The organism is Hymenobacter duratus, from assembly GCF_014698995.1.
Lineage (GTDB): Bacteria > Bacteroidota > Bacteroidia > Cytophagales > Hymenobacteraceae > Hymenobacter > Hymenobacter duratus.
The window spans coordinates 661,480-675,027 of the sequence record NZ_JACWZZ010000002.1 but is presented as its reverse complement, the minus strand read 5'-3'; the positions used below and the strand labels follow the sequence as shown (position 1 = coordinate 675,027).

The window sequence follows — 13,548 nt, the reverse complement described above, 5'->3', positions numbered from 1 at the left end:
CACCACCCGTGCCCGACTTCGACACCCTACCGCTTTGGCTTACCATACTGCACGGTTTAGTGCTGCTGCTCACCGTGAGTACGCTGGTAGCCACGTTGCTGCCGCTACTGCGAGAAACTGCCTGGTGGATTCGGATATTCGACTTTCCGCGCCTGCAGATTGTGGCCATAGCGCTGGTTACTATCGGGGGGGCGCTGCTGCTGGGCTGGCACCAGTTGCCCGGCTACTGGGGCTGGGCCGCTTTGGGCTCGATGGTAGCGGCGGTGCTGTATCAATGGTTTCGGATTATGCCCTATACGCGGCTGGTGAGCAAGCAGGTAGGGGATAGTACGCTGAAAGACGGGAAGCGGCACCTGAGTCTGGCCATGATGAACGTGCTGCAATTCAACAAGCAGAGCGACAAAGCCTTGGCTGTACTGCAGGATATCGACCCCGATATCATCATGACGGTAGAGACGGACCAATGGTGGTATGAGCAGCTGAAGCCTCTGGAAGAAACCCATCCGTATACCTGTCACGAACCGCTCGACAATACATACGGCCTGCTGTTTTTCTCGCGGCTGCCGCTGGAAAATTGCGAGATAAAATACCTACTCGACGACGATGTGCCCTCCCTGCACACCCGAGTTCAGCTGCCCGATGGCCGAACCTGGGTACGGCTTTATGGTTTGCACCCGAAGCCGCCGGCCCCGGCCGAATCCAAAACCAGTACCAAGCGCGATGCCGAATTGCTGCTGGTCGGCAAAGCCATTGACAACAAGGACGAGCCTACCATCGTGTTCGGCGATATGAACGATGTGGCTTGGTCGCACACGTCCGAACTGTTTCGCCGCATAAGCGGGCTACTGGACCCACGGGTGGGGCGCGGCCTGCTGCCCACATTTCACGCCGACTATTCGCTGCTGCGCTGGCCCCTGGACCACGTTTTTGTGTCAGCCGATTTCAAGGTCGATGACATGGAGCGCCTGCCTTACGTGGGCTCCGACCATTTTCCCATCTTCATCAAGCTTAGCTACGAGCCGCATGACAAGGCCGAGCAGGAGGAAAACTGCGAAGAGGCTGATGCCGACGACCACGCCGAAGCAGTGGAAAAAATCAAGGAAGGGTTTGAAGAAGAAGTAGAGGAGGAAGCGGAGGAAGCGGCCAATCCGGGACAGCCCAAAAAGGAGCTGACCACGTAGTGTTGCTTTTCTTGCAGTATACGGCGCCACCAAGGCCCGGCCACACGGTGCGGCCGGGCCTTGGTGCTTGACAGCCACAGCACTACTGGGGCCTGATCAGGCGCTACACTTCTTCATACAGCCACGCCATCTGGCTGCGGCTCATGGCCGCCGGCAAAAGCCGCATAGCCGTGTTGCGCACCAGGGTTAGCAGCGGATTTTCGAGTTGACCCACGCGGCCCAGCTGCCAGGAAGTCTGCACGACGCGGGAGGTGCGAGGCAGGCGGCGCTGCTCGAAACTGCGGAAGGCCGCCTCGACGTCAGGGTTTTGGGCAAGGCATCGTCTGAGTACGGCGGCATCTTCAATGGCCATGCCGGCGCCCTGGCCCAGGTTGGGCGTTGTGGCATGGCCGGCGTCGCCGAGGAGAAGGACGCGGCCATACGCCAGGTGGGAGAGGGGCTTCAGATCCTGAATGTCGTTCCAGAGGAGCTGGTCGTCGCGGGTAAGGGCCAGCAGCGCCGGAACGGGAGCATGAAACCCGGCAAACTCCCGCTGCAAATCGGTAACCCGATAAGACCGAAACAGTGAGTTCTGCGGCGCAGAACTGTTCAGGCAGGCAAACCAGTATACCCGGCCGTCGCCCACCGGCACGTACCCAAACCGGCGGCCCCGCTCGCCCCATGTCTCGCCCGATTCGCCTTCCGGCAGGGCCAGCCGCGAACCGTCTACAATGGCCCGCCAACAGGTGTAGCCGGCGTAGCGCGGCGTAGCTTGAGGCAGCAGCTGAAGCCGCACCCGTGAGCGGAGGCCATCTGCCCCAAGCAGGAAATCGGCGGAGGCAGATGTGCCATCAGCAAAATGTGCCTCAACGCCGGTTGCCGTTTCCTCGAACCACTCAAAAGACTTGCCCAGAGCTACAATGCCGGGAGGCAGCCTACGCAGCAATTCCTGCTGCAATACCGCCCGATGAATTCCTACATTCTCGAAACCCAGCTTGCGCGTGAAAGCCGTAGTGTCGGCTGCCTGAAGCAGGCGCCCGTACTGGTTGAGTAGCTGAAGGTGTGTCACCGCCGTGCCATGCGGGCGCACCGCTTCGTGCAGGCCGAGATCTTGCAGAGCACACATGGCATTGGCTCCAAGCACCACCCCCGCGCCCACCTCCCGCAACTCTAGCGCCGCCTCGAACACGCGCACCGTGTGTCCGTGTCGCAGCAAGGCATGCGCCGCACTCAGGCCCGCGATACCGCCGCCAATTAGGAGAAAATGAGCCATCTGAAATAGGTAAAAATGCCTGCTTAGGAACACTTTGCTGCAAGATGGCGAAGTTCGTCTGAAGCCAAGAAAAGCACAACAGTACTGCGCGTTGAACACCGGTCCGATGCCTCCCGCGTGCTGCGTACTTCGCCCCGACTGGTATATTTGCTCTATTTCCAGTTCTGCAGCTGCTCAGGATTAGCACCCGGTTTTCTCTTTCTATGTCCCCACTCTCTACTCCAAAACCACTCCGCCTGTATTTCGAAAACCCCGTTGGACGCCTTTGGGAAGACCCTGACGGATACGCCATTGTGGAATACAACGCCGGTAAGCGCAAGATGCAGGAGCTCCAGGCCTTTCTGACGCATGCGGCCCGTTTGCTGCACAGCAGAGGCTGGCACAAGCTGCTCGGCGACCAGCGCGTCATGTCGGCTTTCACGGAGGAAGAGCGAGTCTGGATTACGGACAACTGGCTCAACACCGCCGCCACGGAAGGCAAGTCGTTCTACGGCGCCGTGCTGATTGCGCACGACGTATTCGCGCGGCTCTCGATGAATCTGGTTATGAGCGAGGCCCGCGAATCGGCGCTTACCTATCGGCTATTCGAAAGTGAAACAGAAGCTCATGCCTGGTTGCGCAAGATGGAATAGCCCACGGCCAGCCCCCAACCTGACATAGCCCGGATAATAAAGAAGGCCCGAAGCAATCTGCTTCGGGCCTTCTTTATTTAGAGGATGCCGGCAATTACTTGCCTACTTCCTCGTAGTCGACGTCCGTCACGTTGTCGTGCGGCTGGCCCTGCTGGCCGTTGCCACCGGGCTGGCCGGCACCACCGAAGGGGTTGCCGCCGTCAGCACCAGGCTGGCCATCGGCACCGCCCTGGGTAGCGGCGTACATTTCCTGCGAAGCTGCCTGCCAAGCCGTGTTGATGGCTTCCATGGCCGTATCAATCTGGCTGATGTCTTTGCTCTCGTGGGCCTTTTTCAGGTCAGCAAGGGCATTGTCAACGGCCGTCTTGTTGCCGGCACTCAGCTTGTCGCCGTACTCTTTCAACTGCTTTTCCGTCTGGAAAATCATCGAGTCAGCGGCGTTGATTTTGCCGATACGCTCGGTTTCGGCTTTGTCAGCGTCAGCGTTGGCCGCCGCCTCGTTGCGCATCCGCTCGATGTCGGCGTCCGTGAGGCCCGACGAGGCTTCGATGCGGATTTTCTGCTCTTTGCCGGTGCCTTTGTCTTTGGCCGATACGTGCAGAATGCCGTTGGCGTCAATGTCGAAGGTCACCTCGATTTGCGGAACACCACGGGGTGCTGGCGGAATCGAATCGAGGTGGAAGCGGCCGATGGTGCGGTTCTGCGAAGCCAGCGGACGCTCGCCCTGCAGCACATGAATCTCAACCGAAGGCTGGTTATCCGAAGCCGTCGAGAAGGTCTCGGACTTCTTGGTAGGAATGGTCGTGTTCGACTCGATGAGCTTGGTCATCACGCCGCCCATCGTCTCGATACCGAGCGACAGAGGCGTTACGTCGAGCAGGAGCACGTCCTTCACTTCGCCGGTCAGTACACCACCCTGGATGGCAGCGCCCACGGCCACTACTTCGTCGGGGTTAACGCCTTTCGAAGGCTTCTTGCCGAAAAACTTCTCCACTTCTTCCTGGATGCGTGGAATGCGCGTCGAGCCACCCACGAGGATTACCTCGTCGATGTCGGAAGTGCTCAGGCCAGCATCCTGCAGCGCCTTTTTGCAAGGCTCCATCGAGCGGCGCACCAGGTTATCGGCGAGCTGCTCGAACTTCGCGCGGCTCAGCTTCACCACCAAGTGTTTCGGACCCGAAGCGGTAGCCGTTACATAGGGCAGGTTGATTTCCGTTTCCGTCGAAGACGACAGCTCTACTTTGGCTTTCTCAGCAGCCTCTTTCAGGCGCTGGAGGGCCATAGCGTCTTTGCGCAGGTCGAGGCCTTCATTTTCGCTGGCGAAAGTCTCGGCCAGGAAGTTGATGATTACCTGGTCGAAGTCGTCGCCGCCGAGGTGGGTGTCACCGTTGGTGCTCAGTACTTCGAATACACCATCACCCAGTTCGAGAATGGAGATGTCGAAGGTACCACCACCAAGGTCATACACGGCAATCTTCTGGTCTTTGTGCTTCTTATCGAGGCCGTAGGCCAGGGCGGCGGCAGTTGGCTCGTTGATGATGCGCTTCACATCGAGGCCGGCAATGGCGCCAGCTTCTTTGGTAGCCTGACGCTGGGCGTCGTTGAAGTAGGCAGGAACCGTGATAACGGCTTCCGTTACAGGCTGGCCCAGGTAATCTTCGGCGGTCTGCTTCATTTTCTGCAGTACCATGGCCGAAATTTCCTGCGGCGTGTACTGCCGGTCGCCGATTTGCACGGCCACCGTGTTGTTGGCGCCTCGTACCAATTGGTAGGACACGTTTTTCGCTTCTTCAGTCACTTCACCGAAGCCGCGGCCCATGAAGCGCTTGATCGACTGGAGCGTGTTGGTGGGGTTGGTAATGGCTTGACGCTTAGCGGGGTCACCTACTTTACGTTCGCCTTTACCGTTATCGAGGAACGCCACGATTGAGGGAGTCGTGCGGCGGCCTTCGCTGTTCGGAATTACCACCGGCTCGTTGCCTTCCATTACGGCCACGCACGAGTTGGTGGTGCCGAGGTCAATACCGATTATTTTGCCCATTTGACTGGTTATTGTTAGGAGTTGGAGTGTCAGATACTAGGTGCGAATTACTCGCATCGGGGGAATTACAAGACGCGTACCAGCCCCTGAAAAAGCCTTTTTTCGTGACAGATTGTCACTTTGCGAGAATGCCAGGGAAAAATCTGCGACGGACTGGCTTTTACGGAAATTCGGCAAGCGGGATATGCTGACAGCAGGGCAGGCTACTGCTGGCTTAGGTAATCCTGAATTGTTTGTTCCCACAGCGTTTGATGCTTCCACCAGTACGGCTCGTGGCCGGAACGCGGGAAATACTGCCGCTGCTTAGGGCCGCGCAGAGCAGCATAAATGGCATCGGTTTCGGAGCGGGTTACACGCGGGTCGGCTTTGCCCCACAGGAGTAGGGTGGGAGTAGAGGTGCGGGCAGCGTAGGTAGTGGCGTCGAGGTCGAAGGCCCAGAAGTTGTTTTCCAGGCCGCCCCAGAACACCAGCAGGTTGGCCATCGGGAAGGACGGGACGTGCATGGAGCGGAAGCGGCTCTGGGCAGTCTGCAGCATGGAGCCATAAGGGCATTCCAGCACGTTGGCAATGGGCCGCACGCCCAGCTCCGCCTCCGCCCGCAACGTGGCCACGGCGCCCATAGAATTGGCATAGATATATACCGCGCCAGGTCGCCGCTGCAGCAAACGCATAACGGCAGCCACATCTTCCGCCTCATGGTGGCCCACGGTGCATACGTTGCCCGCCGAGCCGCCATTGCCGGCAAAATCGGTGAGCAGCACGTTGTAGCCGAGGCGGCGGAAGGTGGCGGCTTCGGTCAGGAGCTTGCTTTTGGAGCTGGTATAGCCATGAAACAGCGCCACGGTACCCCGCGGCTCCGGCACGGCGCTATACCACGATTCCAACTGCCCGTTGGGACTGGACAGGTAGAGCGTAACGTATGGAAAGTCGGGGCGGGCCTGGTTGACGGGCTTGGGGTTTTTGATGCCAGTCAGCAGTACCCACAGCCTCTGTGAGGCTGTCAGCTGCTCGGGGTTGTTGGTGTGAATACCGTCTTCCACCACGAAGTGCGTGAAGCGCCATGCGTGAAAAGCCGCCACTACGTTCATCGCCAGAAAGGCTAACCCCAGGAGCAGCAACGCCTGCCGCCACCGGCGCGACTTCCGCGACTTGCGGCCCACCACTAGCCGCGCCCGCCGGAACGGCCACCGCCTGCCGGGCCCGGCTTGCGGCCCGCGCCGCGACCCGCCGACTTAGGGCCGGGCTTGCTGCCGGTTTTGCCGGGCGTGGAACTGCCAGCTGGTTTGCCGCCTGCGGGCCGGGCTTTGAACGAGCCACTGGCGTTTCGACCCGCAGCAGAACTGCCCGTGCTTTTGGCGCTGCCCTGGCCGCCAAAGCCGCCCCGGTTGTAGCCGCCGGCGCTATTCTGGCCGCTTTTGGCGGATGCTGGCCGGATGCCGCCGGGCCAGTATTCGGTGCCTTTGTTAGGCGTTTTGAAGGTGCCGGCCGCAGCCGTTTGGGCGGCCATGTCTTCGCGCAGCGCCTGCACTTCGTCGGTGGTCAGCTCGCGCCATTGGCCGGGCTGGAGCGCGCCCACTTCCATGTCGGCAATGCTGACGCGCACCAGGCGCAGGGTCGGGTAGCCCACGGCAGCCGTCATCTTGCGCACCTGCCGGTTCATGCCCTGCGAAATGCGAATCTGGACCCAGCTGGTAGGAATGTTGGCCCGGAACCGGACCGGCTTGCTTCGTTCCCAAAGCTCAGGCGCATCCGGCAGCAGCGCCACTTCGGCGGGCGTGGTGTAACCTGTTTTCAGGTCTACGCCGCGGCGCAGGTTCTCCAGCGCTTCTTCCGTCGGAATGCCTTCCACCTGCACCCAATACGTTTTCGGCACCTTGAAGCGGGGCTCCGAGAGGCGGTGCTGCAGCTGCTTGTCGTCGGTGAGCAGCACGAGGCCTTCTGAATCATAGTCGAGGCGGCCAACGGGATAGATGTTGGGCACGGCCACGAAATCCTTGAGCGTTTGCCGGCCGGCTTCGTCGGTGAACTGGGTGAGAACTTCGTAGGGCTTGTTGAGCAGGATGTAGCGCATGGCGCAAAGGTACCATCTGTATCCCGAAGCGGCGCTTCAGTCCGGTGGTACGGTGCTGGGCGGTTTCTCGCAGGTGGGCCGAAGGGCCGCTTCGGGGTACAACGCCTGCTACACCCCGCCCGAATACTTGCGTGTCGCCCATTCGGCCGTAACCAGGGCCAGAATCAGGAAGAACAGCCACTTCAGATTGATGAGGTCCTTCAGGTCTTCCTGCGCATAGATTATCGGCTTGTAATCGGCCTTCAGGATGTCGTCGGTGAGCTGCTGAAACTGCTGCGGATAGTAGAGCCGCGAGCCGCTGCGGCGGGCCAGCTGGTAGAGCAGGTTGTGGTCGGCGCGGCTTTGCAGGGCTTCCAGCTGCTGCTCCTGCACCAGCACTTCGCCGCGGTCCTGCTGTGCCTGCCCCGAAAGCGTGGCGCGGGCCGCGTAGCGGTAGAGGCCGCCCGGCAACGAGCCCAGGTGCAGCGCCGCGCCATCCTCAGCATTAGTGTAGGTGAAGGTGCGGGTTTTCTGCTGCTCGTCGGTGAGCGTAAGCGTGATTTGCTGGCCGTAGATCCGCTCGAAAATGGCGTTGTAGGTTTCGGCCGCGAAGGTCACGTCGTCCTGGCTACTGAAGGCATCCTGCGTGGGATACACGTCGAGGCGCTTCTTGTTGGCGTTCTGCGTCAGCAGCTGCAGAGTGCGGTTCACCATCCGGTCGTAGGCCTGGGGCTGGTCGTTGTGCTCTACGGCTTCCTGCAGGCGCCACTGCCAGCTGCCATCCGTGAGCAGCGTGGCCTGGCGCTGCTGCGGCGAGCCGCCAAATACCAGCAGCGGCTTCTGGGTTTTGAGGCGGCCTACCTGCTGAAACAGCGCCGCCTCAGCCCCGCCACCCAGCCGGTAGTCGCCGAACGGCACTGGCGCGGGCGGATAGGCCGCAAAGCGCCGTTGGGCTTCTTCCTCAAACGAAAACCGCGAAAAACTCGGGTTGAGTACGGGCGTCACGTCGTCGGTTTGGGAGCCGCGCGGCTGCACCGTGAGGCCGGTGCCGAGAGCATTGTAGGCGTTGAAATCAGACTGCGCGCCCAGCACGTACAGCGCCGGAATGCGGCGGCTGCGCACCTGCGCCAGCACCTCCGCGCCTTCGCCGGTGCGGGCCGGCAGCTGGTGCAGAATGGCCACATCGTAGTCCTGGCCGGCTTTCAGCGGGCTGATGCCAGGCAGATACGTAATCAGGTCGAAGTTGTCGTTTTGCTGGATGGCGGCGCGCAGGGCTTTCAGATCGGGGTGCGGGGCGGCGCCCGCCAGCAGCACGCGCAGCTTGCCCTTCACGATTTCGATGTAGGCGAACTTGCTGTTGTTGAGGGCCGTGAATTCGCCGGGCTGCTGCTCAATCACCACTTCGTAGCGGCGCTTGCCGGGCGCCGGCGCTACTATCGTAAACGTGGCTTTGGTGCGCCGCCGGCCTGCCGGCAACGCCACGCGCTGCGTCTGGAGCACGCGGCCGTTTTCGCGCAGCTGTACCACAGCCGTGCCGCCCGCAAATCCGTCATAGCTGATATCGGCCTCGATGGGAAACCGGTTGCCGCTGAACGCCACGCGGTTGTAGTTCAGGGCGTGTAGGCTCAGGTCTTTCTTCGGTATCGTGTCGCCGACGGCTACGCTATAAATCGGGAAGCTGAACTCGGAGTATGTCGGCGACTGGCCCTGGTTCACGATACCATCGGAGAGCAGCACCACGCCGGCCAGGTTGCGGCCGTCGTAGGTTTCGCGCACGCTGTTGAGCAGGCCGTTCAGGTCGGTGGCCGGAGCCGTGAAGCGCAGCGAGTCGGGGCGGGCAGCGGCGCCACCCAGCGGGCGGGTTTCTACCGCAAAGCCTTTGGCACGCAGCGCGGTTTGCAGCTGCTGCAGCCCGGTGGTAGCCTGCTGTAGCACCGGCGCCGGCGTAAACAGCCCCACCGACTGCGAGTTGTCGACGGCCAGCACGATGGTAGGCTTTTCGGTGGTGTTGCTGGTGGTTTTGATGAACGGCGAGAGAAGCAGGAAGCAGAGCAGACTCACGACCACAAAACGCAGCGCGGCCAGCCCGTAGTTGAGGCCCCGGCTCCAGGGCGCTTTGGCCGAGTACAACAGGGCCGCGTAGCCCGCACCTGCCAGCAGGCACAGCAGAATCAACCAGGGAGAAGCAGCGACAGAAATCAAAGACGAGAATAGTATCAGTGGGAACCCAAGAACTCCTAACCAAGGCGGGAAGTTGCTTGCCTCGGGCCATGCGTCCCGGATAACGGGCTATGCGGCGAAGTTAGAAACTTATGGCCGGGGCCGGATGCGCCCGGCATCCGCAGCCTGACAGGTTCTGCTGCATTCCGGATATCTTGGGCACGGGTTGAGCCCCATCTTGCGTGCTCTTTGCTTCAATGCTTTTCGAATGAAAAATATATACTTCTTGCTGTCAGTGAGTTTGGTCGTGCTGCAGGCCTGCCAGAGCGACACGCCCAAGGAAACGGTGGTAGAAGCCAGCCCGCAGGAAGTGCAGCCCGGTCCGGTACTGCGCGACTCCCTCACGCGCCAGCAGCTGGAAAAGATAGATTACTTGGTCAATTCTTTTCGGGAAGTGGAGCCCAGCAGCCGGGAACAGTGGATAGCAGATTTCCAGAAAGACCAGAATCCGGACAAGGAAATCGATATTCTGACCACCGTTGCCAATGCTTACAACGCGTACTGCACCGGCAAAAACCTGGACCTGGAAACCAAGAAGGAAGTGTTTGGCCTGCTCATCATGCGTTCCTCCGCACCCGAAGATGTAGTGCTGCAACAGCTGCCGCTCAAGCGCCTGACCCCGGAGCAGGCGAAGCAGGTGATGCAGGCGTATGGCCTGTCGGCTACCCCCATCCGGGTGACGGAGAGGTAGCCGCTAGCTTACTTACCGCACCTCTACCAGCTCCGGACTTTCAAACATCCGCACCGGCGAAATTACCAGCTCATCAAGTGGAAGCTGGCGGCCGTACCGCTCGCGCAGTTTGGCCTGCACGGCAGGGTGGGATAGGTCAAACTCGCGGAGCCGCTGCAGCCGGCCAATTTGCCGGCCGGTTACCTCGTGGTATACTTTCCACACCAGCTCCGAGCAGTATAGCCGCTCGTCGGACCACCCGAAATACAGGTCGTAGGGCTTGCCCCAGTAGCGCCGGCCAGTGTCTCGGAGGCGGCGCACCACGGTGGGCGTGAGCACCTGGTCGGCGTCGCGTAGGCGCTTTACCACAAAGTGCTGGCCTTTGCCGCGCGCAATCCACTGCTCCAGGGGTGTGATGCTCACGGGCTGCACCGCCTCCAGCACCTGCCACTCGCCGCCCTGCCGCAATAGCATGCCGCAGTGGCTGTAAGGGGAGTGAGTGGCCAGCTGGATGGCCTGACTCTGCGCCGACTGCGACGTCTGGAATATCAGGTCGCCTTCGCGCAGCTTCACCGACAGGCGCAGCGTAGTAAGCTCCGCCTGCATTCGTCCGGCGGGGCGCTGCACCAGGCGCTTTAGGTGCGGGTACATTCCATACGCCACGACCAGTAGCATGACCACCACCAACAGGCTACGCGTACGATTCATGGCAGAACAGAAAAGGCATTTCATGCTGCATGAAGCCGAAACGACTCCGCCGCATCAGGAGCTGGTTGAGTAGCCCGCAGTAGAGAAGCTGTAGCTTTGCTCAACATGACCACCTAGTAAGAAGATGCGGGGGCGCGAACTGCAAAGTTCGCGCTACTTGGCCGCCACCTCCTTTTTAGCCGGCATCATCTTTTTCACCAGCCGTACGATCTGGTCAACCACAAAGCCAACCACCAGGCCGCCCAGGCCGCAGGCCACTACCTTAGCCAGCCACGCCACGGCGGGCATGGAGGCCAGGGCTTCTTCCAAATCGTGGAGCAGGTGGGCGGTGAAGGGGATGCCGTGGGCAATGATTTCGGCGCCCACCCACAGCATGGCGGCGGTGCCCACGTAGCTCAGGATGTTGAGGAACTTGGGCATGAACTTCACGATGCCGCGGCCGAATTTCTTGGTGGCCGCGCTGTTGTCGCCTTCCGCCAGGTGCAGGCCAATGTCGTCGGCCTTCACAATCAGGCCCACGAAGCCGTACACGGCCACCGTGATAAATACCGCCACGGCCAGCATCACCACAATCTGGTTCACGATGGGCTGGCCCGTAACCTGGCTGTAGGCAATGGCCATGATTTCGGCCGACAGAATGATGTCGGTGCGGACGGCGCCGGCTACGCGCTGCTGCTCTAGCTCCTCCGGCGTAATGGTTTCCATCTGCTCGGTTTCCGCGTGAGCCTCGGGGTGCTTGCTGAACATGGAATGCACCTTCTCGTAGCCCTCGTAGCACAGGTAGGCCCCGCCCAGCATCAGAATGGGCGTGATGGCCCAGGGCGCGAAATAGCCCAGCACCAGCGCCGCCGGCGTCAGAATCAGCAGCTTGTTGAACAGCGACTTTTTGGCAATCTGGTAGATGATGGACAGCTCCCGGCTAGGGTCGAGGCCCACCACGTACTTGGGCGTCACGGCCGTGTCGTCAATCACGATGCCCGACACCTTGCCGGTGGTTTTGGCTACCTGCGCTGGCACGTCGTCCAGGCTGGCGGCACTGACTTTCACTAAAGCCGAAATATCATCTAGTAGAGCAAAAAGTCCGGAGGCCATGCGGGTTGGTTGAGTGAAACAAGCAAAGTTGAAAGCGTGCAGCTGGCCCGCGTGCCCGGGTTGTCGGGCGGCAGGCCGCTGCAAAGGTATCCGGAGCAGTCGTACGTTGGCCACGGGCCTAGCGCCGAAGTTCAGCGGGCCAGCCGGCAAGCAACGACTGCGAGGGTACGCCGTGCTACTACGGTTTTGCTGCAAAAAAGACGAGGGGCGCAGGTGTTTGGAGGCTGGTGCCGATAGTCGGGTTTGCTAGGGCTTGTTGGACCACGGCAGTATCAAACCCACTGAAATCTAACTGTTGACCAGATCAAAAAAGCCAAGCTCAAAGCAACCGAATGGGAGCGTTGTATCTGAATGGTGACACAACCTTCGGCTTTGACCTCAAACCACTGCCTGCGTGTCTTGGAAGTGCTCAGAAAGAAGTGCTCAGAAATAAAAATATCCAGGCACTTCCCCGGCGGAAGTGCCTGGATATTTTTATTTCTGAGCACTTCCGCCGGGGAAGTGCCTGGATATAAAAGTTTCCGAGCACTTCCACACGGGAAGAGGGCAGATGTAACTATTTCTGAGCACTTCCACTCGGGAAGAGAGTAGAAATAAAAATATCCAGGCTCTTCCCCGGCGGAAGAGGATGCATGTATGGCTAATCGGGCACCTGCGCCCTGTGCTGTGCACACAACGTAAGCCAGAGCAGCCGAAGCATCATTGCAACGTCACCAACTCCGGGCTTTTTAATATTCATACGACAAGTAGAACCGGCAAAAAAAAACGTCATGCTCAGCTTGCCGAAGCACCTCTCCCGCCAACGTAATCTGATGACTGAGGCGGGAGAGATGCTTCGACAGGCTCAGCATGACGGCCGGGAATGCGCTACAATCGTTCTACGTCAGCATGCCGCCATCCACCTGCAGCACCTGCCCGGTGATGTAGCTGCTATCGTCGGAGGCGAGGAAGGCGGTGGCTTTGGCCACGTCTTCGGGGGTGCCACCGCGCTTCAGCGGAATGGCTTTGCGCCACTCGTCTACCTGCTTGGGGTCGAGGGCGTCAGTCATTTCGGTTTCGATGAAGCCGGGCGCCACCGCGTTGCAGCGGATGTTGCGCGAGCCCAGCTCCAGCGCCACCGACTTCGTGAAGCCGATAATGCCCGATTTGGACGCCGCGTAGTTGCTCTGGCCCGCGTTGCCTTTGATGCCTACCACTGAGCTCATGTTGATGATGCTGCCGGCTTTGGCGCGCATCATAGGTTTGGTGGCGGCTTTGGTCAGGTTAAACACCGATTTCAGGTTCACGGCCAGCACCTGGTCCCACTGCTGCTCGCTCATGCGCATCAGCAGGCCATCCTGCGTGATACCAGCGTTATTCACCAGAATATCCAGCTTGCCAAACTCCGCCACCACGTCTTCCACCAGCTTCTCGGCTTCGGCATACACCGAAGCATCGGAGCGGAAGCCCTTTACCTTGGAGCCGTGGGCGGCCAGTTCTTCTTCGAGCTGCTGGCCTTTCTCCACGCTGGAGAGGTATGTGAAAGCCACCTGAGCGCCCTGTTGGGCAAAATATACCGCTATAGCGCGGCCGATTCCTTTGGAAGCGCCCGTAATGAGGGCCACTTTTCCGTCGAGCAGTTTAGTCATGCGGCGAAGATAGGTTTTTGGATTTGGGTTGGTGGTTTTCGGGGTGAATAGACGAGCTGAACACGCAGGAGTGC

General features: G+C 60.3%; 11 protein-coding genes. 3 read left to right on the top strand and 8 right to left on the bottom strand.

All coding sequences use genetic code 11. The features are described from left to right. Window positions 1–8 precede the first annotated feature (8 nt). The gene (locus IC231_RS10770; RefSeq protein WP_211538998.1) at window positions 9–1,181 is read left to right on the top strand and encodes an endonuclease/exonuclease/phosphatase family protein; all 1,173 of its coding nucleotides are present in this window, start codon (window positions 9–11) and stop codon (window positions 1,179–1,181) included. A 103-nt stretch (window positions 1,182–1,284) separates the two neighbouring features. On the opposite strand, the gene IC231_RS10765 is transcribed toward IC231_RS10770, so the two are convergent. Further along, window positions 1,285–2,433, bottom strand: coding sequence for an FAD-dependent monooxygenase (locus IC231_RS10765; RefSeq protein WP_190784514.1), 1,149 nt, complete (start codon window positions 2,431–2,433; stop codon window positions 1,285–1,287). Window positions 2,434–2,636: 203 nt separating this feature from the next. On the opposite strand from IC231_RS10765, the gene IC231_RS10760 reads away from it, so the two are divergent. Then, the gene (locus IC231_RS10760; RefSeq protein ID WP_190784513.1) at window positions 2,637–3,065 is read left to right on the top strand and encodes a hypothetical protein; all 429 of its coding nucleotides are present in this window, start codon (window positions 2,637–2,639) and stop codon (window positions 3,063–3,065) included. Between the two features lie 94 nt (window positions 3,066–3,159). Here IC231_RS10760 and dnaK read toward each other — a convergent pair whose 3' ends face one another. The 4 genes from dnaK to IC231_RS10740 all read right to left on the bottom strand — a co-directional run bounded on the left by dnaK (window position 3,160) and on the right by IC231_RS10740 (window position 9,358). Then, a complete protein-coding gene (gene dnaK / locus IC231_RS10755) occupies window positions 3,160–5,106 on the bottom strand; it encodes a molecular chaperone DnaK (protein ID WP_190784512.1) in 1,947 nt (648 codons plus the stop codon). A gap of 203 nt (window positions 5,107–5,309) precedes the next feature. Further along, complete coding sequence (locus IC231_RS10750) at window positions 5,310–6,194, bottom strand: alpha/beta hydrolase (RefSeq protein WP_190784511.1); 885 nt, start codon at window positions 6,192–6,194, stop codon at window positions 5,310–5,312. Between the two features lie 74 nt (window positions 6,195–6,268). Then, window positions 6,269–7,177: a pseudouridine synthase gene (locus IC231_RS10745; protein ID WP_190784510.1), complete on the bottom strand. Its 909-nt coding sequence runs from the start codon at window positions 7,175–7,177 to the stop codon at window positions 6,269–6,271. A gap of 108 nt (window positions 7,178–7,285) precedes the next feature. Beyond that, a complete protein-coding gene (locus IC231_RS10740; protein WP_211538997.1) occupies window positions 7,286–9,358 on the bottom strand; it encodes a hypothetical protein in 2,073 nt (690 codons plus the stop codon). Window positions 9,359–9,584: 226 nt separating this feature from the next. Here IC231_RS10740 and IC231_RS10735 point away from each other — a divergent pair, with 226 nt between their 5' ends. Continuing rightward, window positions 9,585–10,067 (top strand): hypothetical protein, encoded by a 483-nt coding sequence (locus IC231_RS10735; RefSeq protein ID WP_190784509.1) that lies wholly within the window; start codon window positions 9,585–9,587, stop codon window positions 10,065–10,067. A 12-nt stretch (window positions 10,068–10,079) separates the two neighbouring features. Here IC231_RS10735 and IC231_RS10730 read toward each other — a convergent pair whose 3' ends face one another. The 3 genes from IC231_RS10730 to fabG form a co-directional block, all read right to left on the bottom strand. Then, window positions 10,080–10,754, bottom strand: a complete 675-nt coding sequence (locus IC231_RS10730; RefSeq protein WP_211538995.1) for a YiiX family permuted papain-like enzyme — start codon at window positions 10,752–10,754, stop codon at window positions 10,080–10,082. Window positions 10,755–10,907: 153 nt separating this feature from the next. Further along, window positions 10,908–11,846 carry a DUF808 domain-containing protein gene (locus tag IC231_RS10725; protein ID WP_190784508.1) on the bottom strand — a complete coding sequence of 313 codons (939 nt, stop codon included), beginning with the start codon at window positions 11,844–11,846 and terminating at the stop codon, window positions 10,908–10,910. Between the two features lie 878 nt (window positions 11,847–12,724). Next, on the bottom strand, window positions 12,725–13,474 hold the full coding sequence (gene fabG, locus IC231_RS10720; RefSeq protein ID WP_185887211.1) for a 3-oxoacyl-[acyl-carrier-protein] reductase: 750 nt from the start codon (window positions 13,472–13,474) through the stop codon (window positions 12,725–12,727). Between the last annotated feature and the right edge of the window lie 74 nt (window positions 13,475–13,548).

What these genes read in the sequence shown, in the direction of transcription:
- IC231_RS10760 (WP_190784513.1), top strand. Translation starts at nt 2,637, where the DNA reads ATGTCCCCACTCTCTACTCCAAAACCACTCCGCCTGTATTTCGAAAAC.
- IC231_RS10730 (WP_211538995.1), bottom strand. Translation starts at nt 10,754, where the DNA reads ATGAATCGTACGCGTAGCCTGTTGGTGGTGGTCATGCTACTGGTCGTG.
- dnaK (WP_190784512.1), bottom strand. Translation starts at nt 5,106, where the DNA reads ATGGGCAAAATAATCGGTATTGACCTCGGCACCACCAACTCGTGCGTG.
- IC231_RS10765 (WP_190784514.1), bottom strand. Translation starts at nt 2,433, where the DNA reads ATGGCTCATTTTCTCCTAATTGGCGGCGGTATCGCGGGCCTGAGTGCG.
- IC231_RS10735 (WP_190784509.1), top strand. Translation starts at nt 9,585, where the DNA reads ATGAAAAATATATACTTCTTGCTGTCAGTGAGTTTGGTCGTGCTGCAG.
- IC231_RS10725 (WP_190784508.1), bottom strand. Translation starts at nt 11,846, where the DNA reads ATGGCCTCCGGACTTTTTGCTCTACTAGATGATATTTCGGCTTTAGTG.
- IC231_RS10745 (WP_190784510.1), bottom strand. Translation starts at nt 7,177, where the DNA reads ATGCGCTACATCCTGCTCAACAAGCCCTACGAAGTTCTCACCCAGTTC.
- IC231_RS10750 (WP_190784511.1), bottom strand. Translation starts at nt 6,194, where the DNA reads ATGAACGTAGTGGCGGCTTTTCACGCATGGCGCTTCACGCACTTCGTG.
- fabG (WP_185887211.1), bottom strand. Translation starts at nt 13,474, where the DNA reads ATGACTAAACTGCTCGACGGAAAAGTGGCCCTCATTACGGGCGCTTCC.